This is a genomic window from Streptomyces spongiae (assembly GCF_009377185.1).
In the GTDB taxonomy this organism is placed as follows: Bacteria; Actinomycetota; Actinomycetes; order Streptomycetales; family Streptomycetaceae; genus Streptomyces; species Streptomyces spongiae.
Window position 1 is genome coordinate 15,672 of sequence record NZ_VJZC01000022.1, and the last position, 24,109, is coordinate 39,780.

Here is a 24,109-nt window from a genome sequence, read left to right on the forward strand (position 1 = left end):
CAACCTCGACATCTGTCTGAGAGCATTCGGCGGTACCCGGGAACCGGGTTTCTGCCTGGGCCCGACCAGCCTGCGCACTTTTGAGGACGAAAGTTTCCACTTGTGAGTGAGACAACGCATGACGGCGGAGTCGCCGTGAGCGACCGACCGTCGCCCGATGAGGGACTCTCCGCCGCCGAGCTGGCCGCCAAGTACGGACTCGCGGTCAGCGGAGCCCGGCCCGGGCTCGGCGAGTACGTTCGCCAGCTCTGGGGGCGGCGCCACTTCATCCTCGCTTTCTCCCAGGCGAAGCTCACCGCCCAGTACAGCCAGGCCAAGCTCGGCCAGCTCTGGCAGGTGGCGACCCCGCTGCTGAACGCGCTGGTGTACTTCCTGGTCTTCGGGCTGATCCTCGGTGCGGACAAGGGCATGGGCCAGGAGGTCTACATCCCGTTCCTGGTCACGGGTGTCTTCGTCTTCACCTTCACGCAGAGCTCGGTGATGGCGGGCGTCCGCGCCATCTCCGGAAACCTCGGACTGGTGCGCGCGCTGCACTTCCCGCGCGCCTCACTGCCGATCTCGTTCTCGCTCCAGCAGCTCCAGCAGCTGCTCTTCTCGATGATCGTGCTGTTCATCGTGGCGGTTGCCTTCGGCAGCTACCCGCGCCTGTCCTGGGTGCTGATCCTCCCGGTCCTCGCCCTGCAGTTCCTCTTCAACACCGGTCTGGCGATGATCATGGCCCGGATGGGCGCCAAGACCCCGGACCTGGCGCAGCTGATGCCGTTCGTGATGCGCACCTGGATGTACGCGTCCGGTGTGATGTTCTCCATCCCGATCATGCTCAAGGGCAAGCCCGAGTGGATCGCCGACGTCCTCCAGTGGAACCCCGCCGCCATCTACATGGACCTGATGCGCTTCGCGCTCATCGACGGATACGGCTCCGAGAACCTGCCCCCGCACGTGTGGGCGGTCGCGGGCGGCTGGGCCGTCCTCGTCGCGCTCGGCGGCTTCGTGTACTTCTGGAAGGCGGAGGAGCGGTACGGCCGTGGCTGAGGCACTCATTCCCACCGTCATCGCGGACGAGCTGCACATCGTCTACCGCGTCAACGGCGCCAAGACCGGCAAGGGCAGCGCCACCGCCGCCCTCAGCCGCATCATCAAGCGTGGCGAGGAGCGCGGCGTACGCAAGGTGCACGCCGTCCGGGGCGTCTCCTTCACCTCCTACCGCGGCGAGGCCATCGGCCTGATCGGCTCCAACGGCTCCGGCAAGTCCACCCTGCTGCGCGCCATCGCCGGACTGCTCCCCGCCGAGAAGGGCAAGGTCTACACCGACGGCCAGCCCTCGCTCCTCGGCGTCAACGCCGCCCTGATGAACGATCTGACGGGCGAACGGAACGTCATATTGGGCGGGCTCGCGATGGGCATGTCCCGCGAGCAGATCAGGGAGCGCTACCAGGAGATCGTCGACTTCTCGGGCATCAACGAGAAGGGCGACTTCATCACGCTGCCCATGCGCACGTACTCCTCCGGCATGGCGGCCCGTCTGCGCTTCTCCATCGCGGCCGCCAAGGACCACGACGTCCTCATGATCGACGAGGCCCTCGCCACCGGTGACCGCAAGTTCCAGAAGCGCTCCGAGGCCCGCATCCGCGAGCTGCGCAAGGAGGCCGGCACGGTGTTCCTGGTGAGCCACAACAACAAGTCGATCCGCGACACCTGCGACCGCGTCCTGTGGCTGGAGCGCGGCGAGCTGCGGATGGACGGGCCCACGGAGGACGTCCTGAAGGAGTACGAGAAGTTCACCGGCAAGTAGTAGCCGGTACCTCTCACCACCAGCGCATACTCGACCCCGCCGGAACGCCTCCGGCGGGGTCCGCCGTGCGCAGGACGGCCAGGAGGAGCTGCAAGGAACGGCCCGGTACGGCAAAGAAGAGGCCAACTCCGGTTCCGCTTAGGAACCTTGGGGCCAATCGGTGTGTTGTTGTGATGTGCAGGACACCCCGACGGAACCTGTCACGTTGTACAACGTAAGCTGTACCGGTGCCGAATCACGGCAAGTAGGGCCATAATGCGCGACACCCGGCACCCGCCGCACCGAGCCGACAGCCGGGCGGCGTGTCCGAAATAGTGTGTATTGGTTCGGCAGTGTAGAACGGGAGATGTGACGGCAATGGCTACGGAAACTCCCCACCTCCGCGACGCTCGTGCCGTCCCCGCGCCGGGTGACGAGCGGTGACCGAAGCCGGGACGGCGCGCACCGGCGACCCGGAGCGCGACACCCTCGACAAGGCCACGTCCGAGAACTTCCCCGTGGCACCGTTCTTCCTGCCCAGGGCCTGGCGCGTCGACCTCATGGCCGTCTACGGCTTCGCCCGCCTCGTCGACGACATCGGTGACGGCGACCTCACGCCCGGCGGCGCCGACGCCCGACTGCTGGGCGTGTCCCCCGGGGAGGCGGAGGACCGGATGGTCCTGCTGGACGCCTTCGAGGCCGACCTGCGCCGCGTGTTCGACGGCAGCCCCCGTCACCCGCTGCTGCGCCGCCTCCAGCGCACCGTCCGTCGCCGCTCCCTGGCACCCGAGCCCTTCCTCGGCCTGATCGCCGCCAACCGTCAGGACCAGGTCGTCCAGCGGTACGAGACGTACGACGACCTCCTCGCCTACTGCGAACTGTCCGCCAACCCCGTCGGCCACCTCGTCCTCGCCGTCACCGGCACCTCCACCCCCGAGCGCGTACGCCGCTCCGACGCGATCTGCACGGCCCTGCAGATCGTCGAACACCTCCAGGACGTGGCCGAGGACCTCGGCCGCGACCGTGTCTATCTGCCCGCCGAGGACATGAAGCGCTTTCATGTCCAGGAGGCGGATCTCGCCGCGACCACGGCAGGCGCATCGGTGCGCGCACTGGTCGCATACGAAGCAGAACGCGCCCGTGACCTGCTGAATGAAGGCACCCCCCTGGTGGGTAGCGTCCACGGCAGGCTGAGGCTGCTGCTTGCGGGGTTCGTGGCGGGGGGAAGGGCGGCGATCCGTGCGATCGCCGCCGCCGAATACGACGTACTTCCCGGCCCGCCCAAGCCCGGCAAGCTCCGACTGCTGCGCGAGGTGGGCGTGACTCTGCGAGGAGAGGGGTGATCCGGACGGTGGAGCCAGAGCCACACGCGTCCGCACCGGTACTCGCCGCCTACAGCTACTGCGAGGCCGTCACCGGACAGCAGGCCCGAAACTTCGCGTACGGCATCAGACTGCTGCCGACGCCCAAGCGCCGCGCGATGTCCGCGGTCTACGCGTTCTCGCGACGCGTCGACGACATCGGCGACGGCGCGCTCTCCCCCGACGTCAAGGTGGCCCGACTCGAGGACACCCGGGCGCTGCTCGGCAGAGTCCGCGAGGGCGGTGTCGACGAGGACGAGACCGACCCCGTCGCGGTCGCCCTCGCGCACGCGAGCGAGCAGTTCCCGATCCCGCTCGGCGGCCTCGACGAACTCATCGACGGCGTCCTGATGGACGTCCGCGGCGAGACCTACGAGACCTGGGACGACCTCAAGGTCTACTGCCGCTGCGTGGCCGGAGCCATCGGCCGTGTCTCGCTGGGCGTGTTCGGTACGGAACCGGGAGCGCGCGGCGCCGAGCGCGCGCCCGAGTACGCCGACACGCTGGGCCTCGCGCTGCAACTCACCAACATCCTCAGGGACGTTCGCGAGGACGCCCAGGGCGGGCGCACCTATCTGCCCGCCGACGACCTCGCCAAGTTCGGCTGCTCGGCAGGATTCAGACGGCGGATCCCATCGCCCGACTCCGACTTCGCGGGCCTCGTCCACTTCGAAGTGCGCCGGGCCCGCGCTCTCTTCGCCGAGGGCTACCGGCTGCTGCCCATGCTCGACCGGCGCAGCGGCGCCTGTGTCGCCGCCATGGCCGGCATCTACCGCCGCCTCCTCGACCGTATCGAGCGCGAGCCGGAGGCCGTGCTGCGCGGCCGCGTCTCGCTGCCCGGGCGGGAGAAGGCGTACGTCGCCGTGCGCGGGCTGTCCGGGCTCGACGCCCGCCATGTGACCCGCCGGACCGTCAGCCGGGCCGTCAGGAGGCGCGTCTGATGGACAATCCGGTCCAAGGTGACTCCAGCGGTGAAAAGCGGCACGCAACCCTCCGCTGCCCGGCCGCGTCCCAGACTGCGACGGCCTGCCGTGGAGCGTTCACGCACCACGGTCGCGCCGCGGGGGAGGGCGCACGATGACCGACGGCACACGGCCCGAGGGGCCGCTCGACGCGGACAGCCCGGCCCGTCCCGTGAGGACGGCCGTGGTGGTCGGCGGCGGGCTCGCCGGGATCACCGCCGCGCTGTCGCTGGCGGACGCCGGAGTGCGGGTCGCCCTGCTCGAAGGGCGGCCACGGCTCGGCGGGCTCGCCTTCTCCTTCCAGCGCGGCGACCTGACCGTCGACAACGGACAGCACGTGTACCTGCGCTGCTGCACCGCCTACCGCTGGTTCCTCGACCGCGTCGACGGGAGTGCGCTCGCTCCCTTGCAGGACCGTCTCGACGTGCCCGTCCTCGATGCCGGGGCCCGCCCCGGGCGGCGGCTCGGGAGACTGCGGCGCGACGCGCTGCCCGTACCGCTGCATCTGGGGCGCAGCCTCGCCACGTACCCGCACCTCTCGCTCGCCGAGCGCGCCAGTGTGGGGCGTGCCGCACTGGCGCTCAAGGCGCTCGACCTCGCGGATCCCGCGCTGGACACGCAGGACTTCGGCAGCTGGCTGGCCGCGCACGGTCAGTCGGCGCGTGCCGTCGAGGCACTGTGGGACCTCGTGGGGGTCGCCACCCTCAACGCGGTGGCCGAGGACGCCTCCCTCGGGCTCGCCGCGATGGTGTTCAAGACGGGTCTGCTGTCCGCCCCGGGCGCGGCCGACATCGGCTGGGCACGCGTCCCACTGGGCGAAGTGCACGACCGCCTGGCCGGCAAGGCGCTCGACTCGGCGGGCGTCCGCACGGAACTCCGTACACGCGTCACCTCCATCTCCTCTCACGGAAACGGGCGTTGGGCGGTTCAGGTTCCCGGCGAGACCCTCGACGCGGACGCCGTCGTCCTCGCCGTACCGCAGCGCGAGGCGCACGACCTGCTGCCCGCGGGCGCACTGGACCACCCCGGGCGGCTGCTGGAGATCGGCACGGCGCCGATCCTCAACATCCATGTGGTGTACGGCCGGAAGGTGCTCGACAAGCCGTTCTTCGCGGCGCTCGGCACCCCGGTGCAGTGGGTCTTCGACCGGACCGCGGCGTCCGGGCTGAGCGAGGGCCAGTACCTGGCGCTGTCGCAGTCGGCGGCGCGGGACGAGATCGACGCACCCGTGTCCGTCCTGCGGGAGCGGTACCTGCCGGAGCTGGAGCGGCTGCTGCCCGCCACGCGCGGCGCGGGTGTGCGGGACTTCTTCGTGACCCGGGAGCGCACGGCGACGTTCGCTCCCACTCCCGGCGTCGGGCGGCTGCGGCCCGGCGCCCGCACCAAGGCCCCCGGTCTGTACCTGGCCGGAGCGTGGACCGCCACAGGGTGGCCCGCGACCATGGAGAGTGCGGTCCGCAGTGGCGTCAGCGCGGCGGACGCCGCACTGGGCGCCCTGGGCCGGCCTCGCGATCACCTCTTCGACGCAGAGGAGGCAGCTTGATGCTCGACGAGCGAAGCGAGGCAGACCCCCGCACCTTCCGCACCGCAACAAGAGGAGAGACTGTGCCCACTGTGCCCCCGGCCTCCACGGCCGCGCGAGAGACCGCGGTGGACGTGACCGCGCTCCTGGAGCGCGGCCGGACCCTGGCCACCCCGGTGCTGCGGGCGGCCGTCGACCGACTGGCGCCGCCCATGGACACGGTCGCCGCCTACCACTTCGGCTGGATCGACGCCGAGGGCAACCCCGCCGACGGCGACGGCGGCAAGGCCGTACGTCCCGCGCTCGCCGTGCTGTCCGCCGAGGTCACCGAGGCGGCCCCCGAGGTCGGCATCCCCGGCGCGGTCGCGGTCGAGCTGGTGCACAACTTCTCGCTGCTGCACGACGACCTGATGGACGGCGACGAGCAGCGCCGCCACCGCGACACCGTCTGGAAGGTGCACGGCCCGGCCCAGGCCATCCTCGTCGGCGACGCCCTCATGGCGCTCGCCAACGAGATCCTCCTGGAGCTCGGCACCGTCGAGGCCGGGCGTGCCACCCGTCGGCTGACCACGGCCACCCGCGCCCTCATCGACGGCCAGGCCCAGGACATCTCCTACGAGCACCGCGACCGCGTCAGCGTCGCGGAGTGCCTGGAGATGGAGGGCAACAAGACCGGCGCCCTCCTCGCCTGTGCCTGCTCGATCGGCGCGGTCCTGGGCGGCGCCGACGACCACACGGCCGACACGCTGGAGAAGTACGGCTACCACCTCGGCCTCGCCTTCCAGGCCGTCGACGACCTGCTGGGCATCTGGGGCGACCCGGTGGCCACCGGCAAGCAGACCTGGAGCGACCTGCGCCAGCGCAAGAAGTCCCTGCCGGTGGTGGCCGCGCTCGCGGCGGGCGGCCAGGCCTCCGAGCGGCTCGGTGAGATCCTCGCCGCCGACGCCAAGAGCAGCGACTTCGAGAACTTCTCCGAGGAGGAGTTCGCCGCCCGCGCGGCCCTCATCGAGGAGGCCGGAGGACGCGACTGGACCGCCGAGGAGGCGCGCCGCCAGCACCGGATCGCCCTCGACGCCCTGGACGAGATCCGGATGCCGGACCGCGTGCGAGCCCAGTTCGTCGCGCTGGCCGACTTCGTCGTCGTACGAAAGAGATGAGCACTACGGGGGAAGAGATGATCCCTATCGGTCGAATAAGCCTCGCGTAGTCGCCGGCCGGTGCCTCGGGCACGGGAAGAGCATCGGCCGACGGCGGACCCACAGCAGAGACATGCCACTGCACGAAGGGGAAGCCATGACAGCGACGACCGACGGAAGCACCGGGGCACCACCGCCCCGAGCTGCCTCGGCCAGCGAAACCGACTCCGAAACCGACATCGACCCCCCGGAGGCGGCAGGGGTCCCGGATGCCGCCGAGCGCGCCATGGGGCGCGCCACCGACTTCCTGCTCTCGCGCCAGGACGCCCAGGGCTGGTGGAAGGGCGACCTGGAGACCAACGTCACCATGGACGCCGAGGACCTGCTCCTCCGTCAGTTCCTGGGTATCCGCGACGAGAAGACCACGCACGCCGCGGCCCTCTTCATCCGCGGTGAGCAGCGCGAGGACGGCACCTGGACCACCTTCTTCGGCGGCCCCGGGGAACTCTCCACCACCATCGAGGCGTACGTCGCCCTGCGCCTCGCCGGAGACGCCCCGGACGCCCCGCACATGGCGAAGGCGTCCCAGTGGATCCGCGACCAGGGCGGCATCGCCGCGTCGCGCGTCTTCACCCGGATCTGGCTCGCCCTGTTCGGCTGGTGGAAGTGGGAGGACCTGCCCGAACTCCCGCCGGAGCTCATCTACTTCCCGAAGTGGATGCCGCTCAACATCTACGACTTCGGGTGCTGGGCGCGGCAGACCATAGTGCCTCTGACCGTCGTCTCGGCGAAGCGGCCGGTGCGGCCCGCGCCCTTCCCGCTCGACGAGCTCCACACCGACCCCGGCCGTCCGAACCCGATCAAACCCCTCGCCCCCGCGGCGAGTTGGGACGGCGTCTTCCAACGCCTCGACAAGGTCCTGCACGGCTACCACAAGGTCGCCCTGAAGAGACTGCGCAAGGCGGCCATGAACAGCGCGGCCCGCTGGATCATCGAGCGGCAGGAGAACGACGGCTGCTGGGGCGGCATCCAGCCCCCGGCCGTGTACTCGGTCATCGCCCTGCACCTGCTCGGCTACGACCTCCAGCACCCCGTGATGCGCGCGGGGCTGGAGTCCCTGGACCGGTTCGCCGTGTGGCGCGAGGACGGGGCCCGCATGATCGAGGCCTGCCAGTCGCCGGTGTGGGACACCTGCCTCGCGACCATCGCGCTCGCCGACGCCGGGCTGCCCGCCGACCACCCGCAGCTGGTGAAGGCCGTGGACTGGATGCTCGGCGAGGAGATCGTCCGGCCCGGCGACTGGGCGGTGAGGAGACCTCAACTCCCGCCGGGCGGCTGGGCTTTCGAGTTCCACAACGACAACTACCCCGACATCGACGACACCGCCGAGGTCGTCCTCGCGCTGCGCCGCGTCAAGCACCCCGACCCGGAGGGTGTCGACAAGGCCATCGCGCGCGGAGTGCGCTGGAACCTCGGCATGCAGTCGAAGAACGGCGCGTGGGGCGCCTTCGACGTCGACAACACCAGCCCGTTCCCCAACAAGCTCCCGTTCTGCGACTTCGGTGAGGTCATCGACCCGCCGTCGGCCGATGTCACCGCGCACGTCGTGGAGATGCTGGCCGTCGAGGGGCTCGCCCACGACGAGCGCACCCGCCGCGGCATCGAGTGGCTGCTCGCCGAACAGGAGCCGAACGGCTCGTGGTTCGGGCGCTGGGGCGTCAACTACGTGTACGGCACCGGGTCGGTGGTCCCGGCGCTGGTGGCCGCGGGGCTGCCCGCCTCGCACCCCGCGATCCGCCGGGCTGTCGCCTGGCTGGAGACCGTGCAGAACGACGACGGCGGCTGGGGCGAGGACCTGCGCTCCTACCGCGACAGCGCCGGGTGGAGCGGCAAGGGCGCCTCCACCGCCTCCCAGACCGCGTGGGCCCTGCTCGCGCTGCTGGCGGCGGGGGAGCGGGAGGCCAAGACCGTGGAGCGCGGGATCGAATGGCTCGCGGGCACGCAGCGGGAGGACGGCTCCTGGGACGAGCCGTACTTCACCGGGACCGGCTTCCCCTGGGACTTCTCGATCAACTACCACCTCTACCGGCAGGTCTTCCCGCTGACCGCGCTGGGCCGGTACGTCCACGGGGAGCCGTTCAGCGAGAAGACCGACCACAGCGACGGCTCCGACCGCAGCGACGGCTCCGACCGCAGCGACGGCACCGGCAAGGCCGACACGACAAGCGCTCCGGCCCAGGGGAGCTGACGTGAGTGACGCTCCCGCCCCGGCCCCGCTGCTGATCGCCTGCGCGCTCGGCATCGAGCGGCTCGCCCTGCGCGGCGCCGACCGCGGCAGCGCCGGGGGCCCGGTCACCGTGCTGCGCACCGGCATGGGGCCCAGGGCCACCGAACGCTCGGTCACCCGGGCGCTCGGTGATCCGGCGCTGCGCGGCGCCGTCGTCCTGGCCACCGGCTTCTGCGCCGGACTCGCGCCGGGCATGCACCCCGGTGACCTGGTCGTCGCCGAGGAGACCCGGGGCCCGGACGGCGCCACCACGCCGTGCGAGGGCACCGACCTGCTGGTCAAGGAGCTGGTGCGGGCCGTGCCCGGGCGCACCGTGCACACCGGTCCGCTCACCGGTTCGGACCACGTCGTACGCGGGCACGAACGGTCGGAGATGCGCGCGACCGGCGCGATCGCCGTCGACATGGAGTCCGCCGCCACGCTCCACAGCGCCCTGCGCCAGGGAGCACGCCCGGTTGCGGCCGTCCGGGTGGTCGTGGACGCTCCAGAACATGAACTCGTCCGGATCGGCACGGTGCGCGGTGGAATATCAGCTTTCCGTGTTCTTCGTGCCGTCGTTCCCGCTTTCTTCGAATGGCACCGATCTTTGCCGCTCCCCAGGAGGTGAGCCAGATGGCCATGCCGCTCCGACAGTCCATCAAGGTCGCGACATATCTCTTTGAACAGAAAGTCCGTCGGCGGGACAAGTTTCCCCTCATCGTCGAACTGGAACCGCTCTTCGCCTGCAACCTGAAGTGCGAGGGCTGCGGCAAGATCCAGCACCCGGCCGGAGTCCTCAAGCAGCGCATGCCGGTGGCGCAGGCTGTGGGAGCGGTGCTCGAGTCCGGGGCGCCGATGGTGTCCATCGCGGGCGGCGAGCCCCTGATGCACCCTCAGATCGACGAGATCGTGCGGCAGTTGGTGGCCAGGCGGAAGTACGTCTTCCTGTGCACCAACGCGCTGCTGATGCGCAAGAAGATGGACAGGTTCGAGCCGTCGCCGTACTTCGCTTTCGCCGTGCACATCGACGGGCTGCGCGAGCGGCACGACGAGTCGGTGGCGAAGGAGGGAGTGTTCGACGAGGCCGTGGAGGCCATCAAGGAGGCCAAGAAGCGCGGCTTCCGGGTGACCACCAACTCGACCTTCTTCAACACCGACACCCCGCAGACCATCATCGAGGTGCTCAACTACCTCAACGACGACCTCAAGGTCGACGAGATGATGATCTCGCCCGCCTACGCCTACGAGAAGGCGCCCGACCAGGAGCACTTCCTGGGCGTGGAGCAGACCCGCGAGCTGTTCAGGAAGGCCTTCGCGGGCGGCAACCGGCGCCGCTGGCGGCTGAACCACTCGCCGCTGTTCCTCGACTTCCTCGAGGGCAAGGTCGACTTCCCGTGCACGGCGTGGGCCATCCCCAACTACTCGCTGTTCGGCTGGCAGCGGCCCTGCTACCTGATGAGCGACGGGTACGTGCCGACGTACCGGGAGCTCATCGAGGAGACCGACTGGGACAAGTACGGCCGCGGCAAGGACCCGCGGTGCGCCAACTGCATGGCCCACTGCGGCTACGAGCCGACCGCCGTCCTCGCCACCATGGGGTCCCTGAAGGAGTCGCTGCGCGCCATGCGCGAGACCGTCTCCGGAAGCAACGGGTGATGTCATGACTGCCGTATCCCTGGGCGTTCCCGAAGTGCCCGTCCGGCCGATCGCCGAGCGCCGCGTCTCGCGGCAGATCCAGGTCGGTCCGGTGGCCGTGGGGGGCGGGGCCCCGGTGTCGGTGCAGTCGATGACGACGACGCGTACGTCGGACATCGGCGCCACCCTGCAGCAGATCGCGGAGCTCACCGCGTCCGGCTGCCAGATCGTGCGCGTGGCCTGCCCCACGCAGGACGACGCGGACGCGCTCGCCACGATCGCCCGCAAGTCGCAGATCCCGGTGATCGCGGACATCCACTTCCAGCCGAAGTACGTGTTCGCCGCGATCGAGGCGGGCTGCGCGGCGGTGCGGGTGAACCCCGGCAACATCAAGCAGTTCGACGACAAGGTGAAGGAGATCGCGCGGGCCGCCAAGGACCACGGCACCCCGATCCGCATCGGTGTCAACGCCGGCTCGCTCGACAAACGGCTGCTGAAGAAGTACGGCAGGGCCACGCCCGAGGCGCTGGTCGAGTCCGCGCTGTGGGAGGCGTCGCTCTTCGAGGAGCACGACTTCCGGGACATCAAGATCTCGGTCAAGCACAACGACCCGGTGGTGATGGTGGGCGCCTACCGGCAGCTGGCCGCCCAGTGCGACTACCCGCTGCACCTGGGGGTGACCGAGGCCGGTCCGGCGTTCCAGGGCACCATCAAGTCGGCCGTGGCCTTCGGGGCGCTGCTCAGTGAGGGCATCGGCGACACGATCCGGGTGTCGTTGAGCGCGCCGCCCGTCGAGGAGGTCAAGGTCGGGATCCAGATCCTCGAGTCCCTGGGCCTCAGGCAGCGGCGGCTGGAGATCGTGTCGTGTCCGTCGTGCGGGCGCGCGCAGGTCGACGTGTACCGGCTGGCCGACGAGGTCACGGCCGGTCTGGAGGGGATGGAGGTGCCGTTGCGGGTCGCGGTCATGGGCTGCGTCGTGAACGGTCCAGGAGAGGCCCGTGAAGCGGACCTGGGGGTGGCCTCCGGCAACGGCAAGGGTCAGATCTTCGTGAAGGGCGAGGTCATCAAGACCGTGCCCGAGTCGAAAATCGTGGAGACCCTGATCGACGAGGCGATGAAGATTGCGGAGCAGATGGAGAAGGACGGCGTCGCGTCGGGGGAACCGGCCGTCACCGTGAGGTGAACAAGCACGGGTTGAACAGCACGGGTTGAACAGCACCAACCGAGAGGGGGCCCGAGCGTGACGATTCTGGAGACCATCCGGGGACCACGCGACCTGAAGGCGCTGTCCGAGGCGGAACTCGGTGAACTGGCCGACGAGATCAGGGAGTTCCTGGTGCACGCGGTCGCCAGGACTGGCGGGCACCTGGGGCCCAACCTGGGGGTGGTGGAACTGTCCATCGCCCTCCACCGGGTCTTCGAGTCACCCGTCGACCGCATCCTGTGGGACACCGGCCACCAGAGCTATGTGCACAAGCTGCTGACCGGCCGTCAGGACTTCTCCAAGCTGCGCGGCAAGGGCGGCCTGTCCGGCTACCCCTCCCGCGAGGAGTCCGAGCACGACGTCATCGAGAACAGCCACGCCTCCACCGCCCTCGGCTGGGCGGACGGCCTCGCCAAGGCCCGGCAGGTGCAGGGGGAGAAAGGCCATGTCGTCGCGGTCATCGGCGACGGCGCCCTCACCGGCGGCATGGCGTGGGAGGCGCTCAACAACATCGCGGCCGCCAAGAACCGACCGCTGATCATCGTCGTCAACGACAACGAGCGGTCCTACGCCCCGACCATCGGCGGCCTCGCCAACCACCTCGCGACCCTGCGCACGACCGACAGCTACGAGAAGGTCCTGGCCTGGGGCAAGGACGTGCTGCTCGGCACACCGGTCATCGGCCACACCCTCTACGAGTCGCTGCACGGCGCGAAGAAGGGCTTCAAGGACGCCTTCGCCCCCCAGGGCATGTTCGAGGACCTGGGCCTGAAGTACGTCGGCCCGATCGACGGACACGACACCGGTGCCGTGGAATCCGCGCTCAGGCGCGCCAAACGCTTCCACGGGCCCGTCCTCGTCCACTGCCTGACCGAGAAGGGCCGCGGGTACGAGCCCGCGCTCGCCCACGAGGAGGACCACTTCCACACCGTCGGCGTGATGGACCCGCTCACCTGCGAGCCCCTCGCTCCCTCGGGCGGCCCCTCCTGGACCTCGGTGTTCGGCGACGAGATCGTCCGGATCGGCGAGGAGCGCGAGGACGTCGTGGCGATCACGGCGGCCATGCTGCACCCGGTGGGACTGGCCAAGTTCGCGGAGCGGTTCCCGGAGCGGGTGTGGGACGTGGGGATAGCCGAGCAGCACGCCGCGGTGTCGGCCGCCGGACTCGCCACGGGCGGCCTGCATCCGGTCGTCGCCGTCTACGCCACCTTCCTCAACCGGGCCTTCGACCAGCTCCTGATGGACGTCGCTCTGCACCGCTGCGGGGTGACCTTCGTGCTGGACCGCGCCGGGGTCACGGGGGCCGACGGCGCCTCGCACAACGGCATGTGGGACATGTCGATCCTCCAGGTCGTCCCGGGGCTGCGCATCGCGGCGCCCCGCGACGCCGACCAGCTGCGCGCGCAACTGCGCGAGGCGGTCGCCGTCGACGACGCGCCGACGCTCGTCCGCTTCCCCAAGGAGTCGGTGGGCCCTGAGATCCCCGCGGTCGACCACGTGGGCGGCATGGACGTGCTGCACCGCTCGCCGAACCGCCCGGAGGTGCTGCTGGTGGCCGTCGGCGTCATGGCGCCGGTCTGCCTCCAGACCGCCGAACTGCTCCAGGCCCGCGGCGTCGGCTGCACCGTCCTCGACCCGCGCTGGGTCAAGCCCGTCGACCCCTCGCTGCCCGGACTCGCCGCCGAGCACCAGGTGGTGGCCGTGGTGGAGGACAACAGCCGGGCGTCCGGCGTCGGCGCGGCGGTCGCCCTGGCCCTCGGGGACGCCGACGTGGACGTGCCCGTACGGCGGTTCGGCATCCCGGAGCAGTTCCTCGCGCACGCCAAGCGGGGTGAGGTGCTGGCCGACATCGGCCTCACACCGGTCGAGATCGCCGGGCGGATCAGCGCCTGCCTGGCCGCCAAGGACGAGCTCGCCAAGGAGAAACTCGCCAAGGAGAAACAGGAATGACCACCGCGGAACCCGCAGCCGGGACCGAGGAGTTCGATCTCGGCAGACTCCTGGCCGAGCGAGGTGCCGAGCGCTACGAGCTCCATGCCCGGCACCTCAACCACCAGCTCCCGCGCATGCTGCACACCATCGGCTTCGACAAGGTCTACGAGCGGGCCGAGGGTGCGCACTTCTGGGACGCGGACGGCAACGACTACCTGGACATGCTCGCCGGGTTCGGGGTGATGGGCCTGGGCCGCCACCACCCCGTGGTCCGCAAGGCGCTGCACGACGTCCTCGACGCCTCCCTCGCCGACCTCACCCGCTTCGACTGCCAGCCGCTGCCGGGGCTCCTGGCCGAGAAGCTCCTCACCCACAGCCCGCACCTGGACCGGGTGTTCTTCGGCAACAGCGGTACGGAGGCCGTGGAGACCGCGCTGAAGTTCGCCCGGTACGTGACGGGGAAGCCGCGGATCCTGTACTGCGCCCACGCCTTCCACGGGCTGACGACCGGCTCGCTGTCCGTGAACGGCGAGTCGGGCTTCCGGGACGGGTTCGCGCCGCTGCTGCCCGACACGGCGGTCCCGCTCGGCGATCTCGACGCCCTGGCACGGGAGCTGAAGAAGGGCGACGTCGCCGCCCTCATCGTCGAACCGATCCAGGGCAAGGGCGTGCACGAGGCCCCGGCCGGCTATCTGCGCGCCGCCCAGGAACTGCTGCACAAGCACAAGGCACTGCTCATCGCCGACGAGATCCAGACCGGGCTCGGACGCACCGGTGACTTCTACGCCCACCAGCACGAGGAGGGTGTGGAGCCGGACCTGGTGTGTGTGGCGAAGGCGCTCTCCGGCGGCTACGTACCGGTCGGCGCCACCCTCGGCAAGGACTGGATCTTCAAGAAGGTCTACTCGTCGATCGACCGCGTCCTCGTCCACTCGGCGAGCTTCGGCTCCAACGCCCAGGCCATGGCGGCGGGCCTCGCCGTGCTGTCGGTCATGGAGAACGAGCAGATCGTCGCGGGCGCCCGCGCGACCGGCGAGCAGCTGAAGTCCCGGCTCGCGGCGCTCGTCGACAAGTACGAGCTGCTCAGCGACGTACGCGGCCGGGGTCTGATGATCGGCATCGAGTTCGGGAAGCCGAAGTCGCTGGGCCTGCGCAGCCGGTGGACCATGCTGCAGGCCGCGCGCAAGGGACTGTTCGCGCAGATGGTGGTCGTACCGCTGCTGCAGCGGCACCGCATCCTCACCCAGGTCTCCGGCGACCACCTGGAAGTCATCAAGCTGATCCCGCCGCTCGTCATCGGCGAGCGGGACGTCGACCGCTTCGTCGACGCCTTCACCGACGTGATGGACGACGCGCACAGCGGCAGCGGGCTGATGTGGGACTTCGGGAAGACGCTGGTGAAGCAGGCGGTGGCCAACCGCTGAGTCACCCCCCCCCGCGTGCTTTGCCTCTGGGGCAATAAATTTGCCCCAGAGGCAATCATTCGGCTGAATGGACGGCATGAGCCTCATCGAGCCGGAGCCGTCCACCGGGGCCGAACACCCGCCCACGGGGGCCGAGCAGTCGTCCGCCGGGGCCGGCCCCGCCGACCTCCCCGCCGTCGCCCCACAACTGCGCACCCTGCGCCGACGCGCCTCCCTGACGCTGGAGGCCGCGGCGCGGGCGGCCGGGCTGTCACCCGCGCACCTCTCCCGGCTGGAGACCGGACGCCGCCAGCCCTCCCTGCCGATGCTGCTCGCGCTGGCGCGCGTCTACGGTACGACGGTGTCGGAACTGCTCGGCGAGACGGTCGCCGAACGGGACGCGGTCGTCCGCGCCGCCGACATGGAGCCGACGCCCGCGGGCGGCTGGACCTACTGGCAGGCGGGCGCCTCAGGGCGCGGCATGCAGGCCCTGCGCGTGCACGTGCCGTACGGCTCACAGGGCGACATCGTGCGCGTCCACCCCGGCGAGGAGTGGCTGTACGTCCTGAAGGGCCGGCTGCGGCTGCGCCTCGCGGACACCGCGCACGTGCTCGCGCCCGGGGACAGTGCCCACTTCGACTCGCTGACCCCGCACCGCCTCGCGGCCGCCGACCACGACGGCTCCGATCTGCTCTTCGTCCACACCCTGCTGCAGAGCCCGACGGCCACGCTGTGCCTCGGGCCGACGACCACCGGAGAAGCCCCGTGAGCGACATGGAAGAGAAGTTCCCCCGTGCCCTGTGGGTGCGGCTGATCATCTACATCGCGGTGGGCCACCTCTTCGCGGCCTTCATCTATCTGCTCTTCGAGGCGGGCGCGAAGCAGTGAGCCGCGGGGGCGTTCCGCTCAGTCCAGCAGCCGTTCGCGCAGCCGCTCCCGGATCTCCGGCGTGACCTTCAGGCCCTGCTCCAGGTACGCGTCCACGTCGCCCCAGGTCTGCTCGATCGTCTCGAACGCCGCATCCAGGTACTCGGCCCGCGCGTCGAACAGTGGGTTGAGCAGCTCCATGACCTCGGGGGAGTAGGCACTTGCCGACGTGCTGCTGCGGTGCACCTTGTAGCGGCGGTGGGTGGCGGCCGACTCCAGGTAGTCGGCCACGATGGCGTCGCGCTCCACACCCAGGGAGAGGAGCGTCACGGCTATCGACAGGCCCGCGCGGTCCTTGCCGGCCGCGCAGTGCATCAGGGCGGGCACGCTGTCCTCGGCCAGCGCGTGCAGCACCTGGGAGTGTTCGGCCGTGCGGTGTTTGATGATCGTGCGGTACGAGCCGATCATGCGTCCGGCCGCCTTACCGTCCGAGAGCAGGGCGCGCAGCTGGTCCAGGTCGCCCTCGCGGACCATCTTCCAGAACTCGGCGCCGTCCGCCGGGTCCGTCAGCGGCAGGTTGACGTTCCGTACGCCCGGCAGGTCGACGTCCGGGCCCTCCAGCTTCTGGTCGGCCGCGTTGCGGAAGTCGAAGATCGTGTGCAGTCCCAGAGAGGACAGGAACGCGGCGTCCTCGCCGGTCGCGTGCGCGAGGTGACCGCTGCGGAACAGCCGCCCGTGGGCCACACGCCGGCCGTCCACGGTGGGCAGACCCCCCACGTCACGGAAGTTCCGCACTCCGGTCAGCTCCGGCTCGGTCGACGGGACCTGCTGCGTCACGGGGGCTCCTCCCATCCGGCCGCCGGCGGTGCTCGGCTCCGCACACCGACGTTGCGTCCTCGACCATACGACATGGCTTCGTAGGCCACGGAGTTGTCCACAGGTTGCCCATAGCCGTTTGCCAAGGGGCCCCGCTGACTTGATGATGTCGGAGCCTGATGTTGATGCCTGATCGCACGTGTTCGAATATGTTGGAGGCTTGATGCTGGAGATCGGCGGAGACGGTCGCACGTGGCTGCTCTCGGGACCCACGAGCAGCTACGCGCTGTCTCTCACCGAGGACGACACCCTCCTGCACCTCCACTGGGGCCCGCGGATCGGGCTCGCCGACGCCGAGGTCCTCGCGGACCGGCCGCTGCCCCCGTACCGGGGGTTCGAGTCCCAGCTCGACGGACTCGAGGAGTACCCGGTCGAGGGCGGCCCCCGCTTCGTACGGCCCGCGCTGTCGGTCCGTACCGACGGCATCCGCGGCACCGAGTGGACCTTCAGCGCGTACGAGGTCGAGGACGACGAACTGCGGCTGCGGTTCGCCGACGGCGGGCTCGGTATCACGCTGCACTACCGGATGCGCCACGACGTCGTCGAGCGCTGGGTGACCCTCGCCAACGAAGGCTCCGCGGTGGAGGTGCTGCGCGCCGACTCCGCCACCTGGACGCTGCCGCTGCGCGAGGACTGGCGGCTGTCCCAGGTGCACGGCCGGTGGGCCGCGGAGTCGCAGCTCGTCCGCACGGACCTCACCTACGGTGAGCAGGTGATCGGCAGCCGGCGCGGCCACACCGGCCACCAGCACCTGCCCTGGGTCGCGCTCGACACCGAGGGGGCGACCGAGGAGCGCGGCGAGGTCTACGGGTGCGCGCTCGCCTGGTCGGGCACCTGGCGCGTCTGCGTGGCCCAACTCCCCGACGCGCGCGTGCAGATCACCGGCGGTATCGGCTACGACGACTCCGGTCTGCTGCGCCTGGAGGCGGGCGAGTCGTACACCACCCCCGTCTTCGCGGGACTGTGGAGCGACGGCGGCTTCGGCGGGGCGAGCCGTGCCTGGCACGCGTACCAGCGGGCGTACGTCATCCCGCACGCGGAGCAGGACCGGCCGGTGCTCTACAACTCCTGGGAGGCCACGGAGTTCGACATCTCCGAGGACCAGCAGCGCGAACTGGCGCGGCGGGCCGCGGCCATGGGGGTCGAGCTGTTCGTGGTCGACGACGGCTGGTTCGGCAAGCGGACCAGCGACCGTGCGGGACTCGGCGACTGGACACCCAACCCCGACCGTTTCCCGGCCGGACTGAAGCCGCTCGCCGAGGACGTGCGCGCGCTCGGCATGCAGTTCGGGATCTGGGTCGAACCCGAGATGGTCAACGCGGACAGCGACCTGTACCGGGCGCACCCGGACTGGGTGCAGTTCCAGCCGGGACGAAAGCGGACGGAATTCCGCAATCAGCTCGTACTGAACCTCGCGCGCGAGGACGTCCAGGAGTACCTCTGGGAGAAGCTGGACAACCTGCTCTCCGGTGCGCCCATCGACTACGTGAAGTGGGACTTCAACCGCTGCTTCACCGACGCCGGGTGGCCCGGTGAGCCGTACCCGCAGAAGCTGTGGGTCGAGCACGTGCACGCCTTCTACCGCCTGCTCGACCGGCTGCGGGCCGCGCACCCGGGCGTCGCCTTCGAGTCCTGCTCGGGTGGCGGCGGGCGTATCGACCTCGGGGTCATGGCGCGCACGGACCAGGTGTGGACCTCCGACAACACCGACCCGCTCGACCGGCTCGCCATCCAGCACGGCTTCAGTCAGATCCATCCGGCGCGGGTCATGGCTGCCTGGGTGACCGACAGCCCGAACACTCAGCTCAACGACCGGGTCAGCTCCCTGCGCTTCCGGTTCGTCAGTGCCATGGCGGGGGTGCTCGGCGTCGGCGGTGACCTCGCGAAGTGGAGTGAGGAGGAGCTCGCCGAGGCCCGCGAGTGGGTCGAGCTCTACAAGGAGATCCGGTCCGTCGTGCAGCGCGGCGACCTCTTCCGGCTGCGGCCGCCGGCCGGCGGGCTGAGTGCGGTGCAGTACGTCCTCGACGACGAGGTCGTCGTCCTCGCCTGGCTCCAGGCCCAGCACTACGGAGAACCGGTGGCTCCACTCCGGCTGCAGGGTCTTGAGCCGACGAAAACTTACGAATGCCGCGAATCGGGCGAAGTTCACCGAGGTGCGGTGCTGATGCATCACGGGATGCCCGCGGGGTTGCGTGGTGACTTTGATGCGGCAGTTATCCGGCTGCGTCGTATCTGAGTGTTCTGTCCGAAATGAAGCCTTGAGTCCAAGTAGCCCTGGAACAAAGCAGGGTGGGTCGAAGATGCGTGACCAGCGTCATATCCGTGACGCTGTGTCGCCGTCATGTTCACGTAATGCGCGCGGATTCTCTGGACGTTTGAGAAAGGAGGAAGATCGCTCGTTTACGGAGAGTGACGGCGAATTCCTGAAAGGGCCGGGGGAGAAGACGCACAGGAAAGCCCAAAGGTTGTCCGGATGTCCCTAAGTCGCTTACGTTCCCCTCAATCCGGACGGACGCCCAATCCTGCCGCCGCCCGGAGCCGCATACTCACCCGTGCACGGCAGGAGCGGGGGACCCACAGGCAGTACCGCCTGTTCCGGTCTCCGGAACAGGCTTGGGGTTAAGCCGTGCGCGAGTACGGCCGGGCATCTCCAGTCCGAACCCGACAGCTCACCTCGTAGGCGCCGGAGAGGAATTAGTCATGCCCGCGAGGGGTAAGCATCGCCGCCCGAAGTCCCAGCGTTTCACCCGTTCGATAGCCGCCGCCGGAACCGGTGGCGCCGCACTCGCGCTTCCGCTGATCGGGGCCACCGGAGCCCATGCCGCGACCGCGGACTCCGTTTCCCAGAAGACGACGGCGGTTTCCCAGAAGACCGTCACCGAGAAGAGCCAGAAGGCCGCCGCGGAGCAGGCGAAGAAGTCGGCAGCCACCAAGGAGACCGCGAAGCGGACCTATTCGGTGCGCCGCGGAGACTACCTCGCCAAGATCGCCGAGGAGCAGGACGTCACCGGCGGCTGGAAGAGGATCTACGCGGACAACCGCGAGGCCGTCGGCTCCGACCCGTCGCTGATCCACCCGGGCCTGAAGCTCACCCTCGGCGGCAAGGCGCCCGACAGAACCGCGTCCTCGCCGAAGACGGCCGAGTCGAAGAAGAGCGCACCGAAGGCCGCGCCGAAGAAGGCCGAGACGCCCGCGAAGGAGTCGACCTCCACCACGTCGACCACCCAGAGCGCGGACACCGGCGGCTCCGGCTTCACGCTTCCCGTCCAGGGCGCCACCGTGGGCACCCCCTACAAGACCCCGGGCAGCATGTGGTCCAGCGGCTACCACACCGGTGTCGACTTCGTCGTCCCGACCGGCACCAGCCTCAAGGCCGTCGGCGCGGGCACGGTCGTCTCCGCCGGCTGGGGTGGCGCGTACGGCAACCAGGTCGTCATCCAGCTCGCCGACGGCCACTACGCGCAGTACGGCCACCTGTCCTCGCTCTCCGTCTCGGCGGGCCAGAGCGTGAGCGAAGGCCAGGAGATCGGCCTCTCCGGCGCGACCGGCAACGTCACCGGTCCGCACCTGCACTTCGAGATCCGCACCGGCCCTGACTACGGCTCGGACATCGACCCGGTGGCCTACCTGCGCTCGAAGGGCGTCAGCATCTGACGCGGCCGGCGCTCCGCTTTCGCTGACGGCACCGGAAGGCCGGACCCCATGATCTGTGGGGTCCGGCCTTCCGGCGTGGCCGGTCGGTGTATCGACAGTGGCACCACGGGCAGGGGACAGTGATCCTTTGCAAGCGCTTTCCGTGCGCTTTCTACGCGCTGCGTGCCAGGTGTCAGTGCCGAACCGAAGGAGCGTCATGACCACCCGCAGAGCCTTCACAGCCCTCGCCGCCGGTGCCGCCCTCGCGGCCCTGGCGCCGGTGCCGGCGGCGAGCGCCATGTCCCGCCACCGCCGTGGACGGCTGATGGCGGCCGACGACTTCCGGCACGGACTCGGGCAGTGGGTCACCGAACTGCAGGAGGGAGGCACCGTCACGGCCTCGCGCGGCGTCCTGGAGATCGACGTGCCCAGCGGCGCCACGGTCTGGTTCCGGAAACGGCTCGAAGGCCCGTACGTCATCGAGTACACCGCCACGCCGGTCTCCGCGGGCGGCGCCAACGACCGCGTGTCCGACCTCAACAACTTCTGGAACGCCGTCGACGTCCGGTCACCCGACGACATCTTCGCCACCGAACGGCGCGGCGCACTCGCGGAGTACGACTACCTCAGGACCTATTACGTGGGCTACGGCGCCAACACCAACACCACGACGAGGTTGCGCCGTTACGTCGGAGAGGCCGGTGTACGGCCGTTGGTCTACGACTACACGGAGCCCCTGCTGGTCGCGGGCGAGCCCCACCATGTGCGGATCGTCTCCGACGGCTCCACCGTCCGGTGGTGGAACAACGGGCGACTGGTCTTCGACTACGAGGACCCGGAGCCGTACACGAGCGGGCACTTCGCCTTCCGGACCACGTGGAGCCACTTCAGGATCACCGGGTTCCGGGTCTGGCGGCTCGCTCAACGCCCCTGACGTGAGGCTTATTCCGCAGTTGACCAACGCTTGACGAGTGGCCTATCTCACCGCCCGTCAACCCCTTCCTACGGTCGCGTAGCTCACAACCCGCGGTGAATCATGGCCCGATGTGGCACACGATTCGAAGAATGACAGCAGATCAGTGATCGGGTCGTACGTGGCGGTGGGGGACAGCTTCACCGAGGGCGTCGGCGACCCCGGCCCCGACGGGGCGTTCGTCGGCTGGGCCGACCGGTTCGCGGTACTCCTCGCGGACCGGCGCCCGGAAGGCGATTTCGACTACACCAACCTCGCCGTACGCGGGAAACTGCTCGACCAGGTCGTCGCGGACCAGCTCCCGCGCGCGAGGGAACTCGCCCCGGACCTGGTCTCCTTCTGCGCCGGCGGCAACGACATCATCCGGCCCGGCACCGACCCCGACGAGGTCGCCGAGCGCTTCGAGCGTGCCGTCGCCGACCTCACCTCCACCGTCGGCACGGTGATGGTGACCACCGGCTTCGACACCCGGGGCATACCCGTCCTCAAGCACCTGCGCGGCAAGATCGCCACGTACAACGGTCACGTGCGGGCCGTCGCCGACCGGTACGGCTGCCCCGTCCTGGACCTCTGGTCGCTGAAGACCGTCCAGGACCGGCGCGCCTGGGACGACGACCGGCTCCACCTGTCGCCCGAGGGGCACACGCGGGTGGCGCTGCGGGCCGGACAGGTCCTGGGCATCGAGATCCCCGCCGACCCCGACCAGCCCTGGCCTCCCCTCCCACCGCGCGGCACCTTCGAGGTCCGCCGTGACGACATCCACTGGGCCCGCGAGTACCTGGCCCCCTGGATCGGCCGCCGCCTGCGCGGCGAGTCCTCCGGGGACCGCGTGGTGGCCAAGGGGGCCCTGTCACCGGACGACATCAAGATGCGGATCGAGCCGGTGGTCTGAGGGGAGGGACGCGGTCTCGGCGCGTGCTCCGGGGCCGGTGTCCCGCGGCGGACTCCGCGGGACACCGGCGCGGGCACCGTGGCCTCACACGTGCGGGCGGCGGCCCCTCTCCTGGTGGGGAAACGTCTGGTCGGCGCCCGGCAGCGTCGGCTTCGGCAGTGTGGCCACTTCCTCCTTCGCCTTCTCCAACTGCTCCGCGGTGTCGTCGGGCAGACGGGGCGGGCGCGGGCGAGCGTGCGTGAAGCGGAACGGGGAGGTGAAGTCGCCGAACGTCGAGCGTCGCCAGTCGCTGACGTTCGACTCCTCCACGCCGGTGAACCGCTCCAGGAACTGCAGCGCGGAGGTGTGGTCGAACGCCTCGGAGGCCACCCAGCCGCCCACCGTCCAGGGCGAGACGATGATGGCCGGGACGCGGAAACCGCCGCCTATGGGAAGGCCCTGGATGAACTCGTCCGCCGTGCCCGCGGGCGGGGTCGGCGGGGCCACGTGGTCGAACAGGCCGTCGTTCTCGTCGTAGTTGAGGATGAAGGCCGTCTTGCGCCACACCTTCGGATTCGAAGCGATCGCCTCGATCTTGGAGGCGACGAAGTCGGCTCCGGCCGCCGGCAGGTAGTCCGGGTGCTCCGACTGGTAGCTCGTCGGCATGATCCACGACACCGTCGGGAGGCGGTCGTTGCGGGCGTCGTCCTCGAAGGTGCCCTCCGGCTGGGGACGGACGCCCCGCTCGTACAGGTCCGAGCCGGGCTGCGCGTTCTTGAACGTCGCGAACTGTTCCAGCATGTTGCAGCCGTAGTCGTCGTCCTGCTGGTACACCTTCCAGCTGACGCCGGCCGCCTGCAGCCGCTCGGCGTACGTCGTCCAGCGGTAGGGCGTGGGCGCGACGTTGCTGGTGATCGGCCCGCCTCGTGTGCCGCCGGGGTCGATCGTGCCGGTCATCCACATCAGACGGTTCGGCCACGTGGGGCCGAACACCGAGCAGAAGTAGTTGTCGCAGATGGTGAAGGTCTCGGCGAGCGCGAACTGGAACGGTATGTCCTCGCGGGTGTAGTACCCCATGACGTACGGGCCGTTGATGCCGTCGGCCTTGCGGTGGGCCGGCAGCCACTGGTCCATCTTGCCGCCGTTCCACGCCTCGTGCTGCACGGACCAGGCGTGGGAGGTGGACGGGATGGCCTGCGCGCTCGAGGTGCGGGTGTCGAGGTGGAAGGGCAGGAGGTAGCCCTTCGGGTTCTGCGCGTCCGGCTGGTAGAAGACGCTGCGGCCGCCCGCGAGCTTCAGGGCGTGGGGGTCGGCGAAGCCGCGGACGCCCGAGAGGGTGCCGAAGTAGTGGTCGAACGACCGGTTCTCCTGCATCAGCAGGACGACGTGCTCGATGTCGCGCAGCGAGCTGTGCTTCGGCGGCTCGGCGGCGACGGCCTTCTGGACGCTGGGCGGGAGGAGGGAGAAGGCCGCGGCGCCGCCCAGTGCGCCGGCGGCGGAACCCAGGAGTCTACGACGAGTCAACTCGGCCATGATTGCCCCTTCTGGAGGGAGAGAAGCGCTCTTCGGAGTGACGGTGGGTCCGATTGAGGAACGGACCGCCGATCACTCTCCGCCTGGCGCCGTTCAGGCCATCAGGGGCAAGGGGTGAACATGTGGCCAACGTGCGGGAAGGGGTTGGCCAAGCCGTGACCTGC

General features: G+C 70.0%; 21 protein-coding genes and 1 riboswitch. Of the genes, 19 read left to right on the plus strand and 2 right to left on the minus strand.

Going from position 1 to position 24,109, the window contains the following annotated elements:
• Nucleotides 1–102 precede the first annotated feature (102 nt).
• The 15 genes from FNH08_RS05845 to FNH08_RS05910 all read left to right on the plus strand — a co-directional run bounded on the left by FNH08_RS05845 (nt 103) and on the right by FNH08_RS05910 (nt 16,080).
• The gene (locus FNH08_RS05845) at nt 103–1,032 is read left to right on the plus strand and encodes an ABC transporter permease (RefSeq protein WP_322723790.1); all 930 of its coding nucleotides are present in this window, start codon (nt 103–105) and stop codon (nt 1,030–1,032) included.
• The gene (locus FNH08_RS05850) at nt 1,025–1,792 is read left to right on the plus strand and encodes an ABC transporter ATP-binding protein (protein WP_322723792.1); all 768 of its coding nucleotides are present in this window, start codon (nt 1,025–1,027) and stop codon (nt 1,790–1,792) included. Before FNH08_RS05845 ends, FNH08_RS05850 begins: the two co-directional genes overlap by 8 nt.
• A 419-nt stretch (nt 1,793–2,211) precedes the next feature.
• Entirely contained in the window at nt 2,212–3,114 is a 903-nt protein-coding gene (hpnC, locus tag FNH08_RS05855; protein ID WP_322723793.1) for a squalene synthase HpnC, read from the plus strand.
• The gene (gene hpnD / locus FNH08_RS05860; protein WP_322723794.1) at nt 3,111–4,073 is read left to right on the plus strand and encodes a presqualene diphosphate synthase HpnD; all 963 of its coding nucleotides are present in this window, start codon (nt 3,111–3,113) and stop codon (nt 4,071–4,073) included. Before hpnC ends, hpnD begins: the two co-directional genes overlap by 4 nt.
• A complete protein-coding gene (locus FNH08_RS53925) occupies nt 4,073–4,213 on the plus strand; it encodes a DUF6380 family protein (RefSeq protein WP_228033926.1) in 141 nt (46 codons plus the stop codon). The genes hpnD and FNH08_RS53925 overlap by 1 nt, the downstream gene beginning before the upstream one ends.
• The gene (gene hpnE, locus FNH08_RS05865) at nt 4,210–5,637 is read left to right on the plus strand and encodes a hydroxysqualene dehydroxylase HpnE (protein ID WP_152770173.1); all 1,428 of its coding nucleotides are present in this window, start codon (nt 4,210–4,212) and stop codon (nt 5,635–5,637) included. The genes FNH08_RS53925 and hpnE overlap by 4 nt, the downstream gene beginning before the upstream one ends.
• Entirely contained in the window at nt 5,637–6,773 is a 1,137-nt protein-coding gene (locus FNH08_RS05870) for a polyprenyl synthetase family protein (protein WP_152770174.1), read from the plus strand. Before hpnE ends, FNH08_RS05870 begins: the two co-directional genes overlap by 1 nt.
• Nucleotides 6,774–6,909: 136 nt before the next feature.
• Nucleotides 6,910–9,000, plus strand: a complete 2,091-nt coding sequence (gene shc, locus FNH08_RS05875; RefSeq protein ID WP_152770175.1) for a squalene--hopene cyclase — start codon at nt 6,910–6,912, stop codon at nt 8,998–9,000.
• Nucleotide 9,001: 1 nt separating this feature from the next.
• Nucleotides 9,002–9,646 carry a phosphorylase family protein gene (locus tag FNH08_RS05880; protein ID WP_322723796.1) on the plus strand — a complete coding sequence of 215 codons (645 nt, stop codon included), beginning with the start codon at nt 9,002–9,004 and terminating at the stop codon, nt 9,644–9,646.
• Nucleotides 9,647–9,651: 5 nt separating this feature from the next.
• Nucleotides 9,652–10,674 carry an adenosyl-hopene transferase HpnH gene (hpnH, locus tag FNH08_RS05885; protein ID WP_152770176.1) on the plus strand — a complete coding sequence of 341 codons (1,023 nt, stop codon included), beginning with the start codon at nt 9,652–9,654 and terminating at the stop codon, nt 10,672–10,674.
• A gap of 4 nt (nt 10,675–10,678) precedes the next feature.
• Entirely contained in the window at nt 10,679–11,836 is a 1,158-nt protein-coding gene (gene ispG / locus FNH08_RS05890; protein WP_152770177.1) for a flavodoxin-dependent (E)-4-hydroxy-3-methylbut-2-enyl-diphosphate synthase, read from the plus strand.
• A 57-nt stretch (nt 11,837–11,893) separates the two neighbouring features.
• Complete coding sequence (dxs, locus tag FNH08_RS05895) at nt 11,894–13,807, plus strand: 1-deoxy-D-xylulose-5-phosphate synthase (protein WP_322723798.1); 1,914 nt, start codon at nt 11,894–11,896, stop codon at nt 13,805–13,807.
• A complete protein-coding gene (locus FNH08_RS05900) occupies nt 13,804–15,213 on the plus strand; it encodes an aspartate aminotransferase family protein (RefSeq protein WP_152770178.1) in 1,410 nt (469 codons plus the stop codon). The genes dxs and FNH08_RS05900 overlap by 4 nt, the downstream gene beginning before the upstream one ends.
• Nucleotides 15,214–15,280: 67 nt before the next feature.
• On the plus strand, nt 15,281–15,961 hold the full coding sequence (locus FNH08_RS05905) for a helix-turn-helix domain-containing protein (protein WP_152770179.1): 681 nt from the start codon (nt 15,281–15,283) through the stop codon (nt 15,959–15,961).
• A complete protein-coding gene (locus FNH08_RS05910) occupies nt 15,958–16,080 on the plus strand; it encodes a DUF6126 family protein (protein WP_322723800.1) in 123 nt (40 codons plus the stop codon). The genes FNH08_RS05905 and FNH08_RS05910 overlap by 4 nt, the downstream gene beginning before the upstream one ends.
• Nucleotides 16,081–16,098: 18 nt before the next feature.
• Here the strand turns inward: FNH08_RS05910 and FNH08_RS05915 are convergent, their stop codons facing one another.
• On the minus strand, nt 16,099–16,896 hold the full coding sequence (locus tag FNH08_RS05915) for a tyrosine-protein phosphatase (protein WP_322723801.1): 798 nt from the start codon (nt 16,894–16,896) through the stop codon (nt 16,099–16,101).
• Nucleotides 16,897–17,098: 202 nt separating this feature from the next.
• Between FNH08_RS05915 and FNH08_RS05920 the strand changes: the two genes are divergently transcribed.
• The 4 genes from FNH08_RS05920 (at nt 17,099) to FNH08_RS05935 (ending at nt 22,433) form a co-directional block, all read left to right on the plus strand.
• Nucleotides 17,099–19,171, plus strand: a complete 2,073-nt coding sequence (locus FNH08_RS05920; RefSeq protein WP_152770181.1) for an alpha-galactosidase — start codon at nt 17,099–17,101, stop codon at nt 19,169–19,171.
• 301 nt (nt 19,172–19,472) lie between these two features.
• Nucleotides 19,473–19,633: riboswitch (cyclic di-AMP (ydaO/yuaA leader) on the plus strand.
• Between the two features lie 2 nt (nt 19,634–19,635).
• Complete coding sequence (locus FNH08_RS05925; RefSeq protein ID WP_152770182.1) at nt 19,636–20,589, plus strand: M23 family metallopeptidase; 954 nt, start codon at nt 19,636–19,638, stop codon at nt 20,587–20,589.
• A 196-nt stretch (nt 20,590–20,785) separates the two neighbouring features.
• Nucleotides 20,786–21,502, plus strand: coding sequence for a DUF6250 domain-containing protein (locus tag FNH08_RS05930; protein WP_152770183.1), 717 nt, complete (start codon nt 20,786–20,788; stop codon nt 21,500–21,502).
• A gap of 145 nt (nt 21,503–21,647) precedes the next feature.
• The gene (locus tag FNH08_RS05935; protein ID WP_322723803.1) at nt 21,648–22,433 is read left to right on the plus strand and encodes an SGNH/GDSL hydrolase family protein; all 786 of its coding nucleotides are present in this window, start codon (nt 21,648–21,650) and stop codon (nt 22,431–22,433) included.
• Nucleotides 22,434–22,517: 84 nt separating this feature from the next.
• Here FNH08_RS05935 and FNH08_RS05940 read toward each other — a convergent pair whose 3' ends face one another.
• On the minus strand, nt 22,518–23,945 hold the full coding sequence (locus tag FNH08_RS05940) for an alkaline phosphatase family protein (RefSeq protein ID WP_152770184.1): 1,428 nt from the start codon (nt 23,943–23,945) through the stop codon (nt 22,518–22,520).
• Nucleotides 23,946–24,109 lie beyond the last annotated feature (164 nt).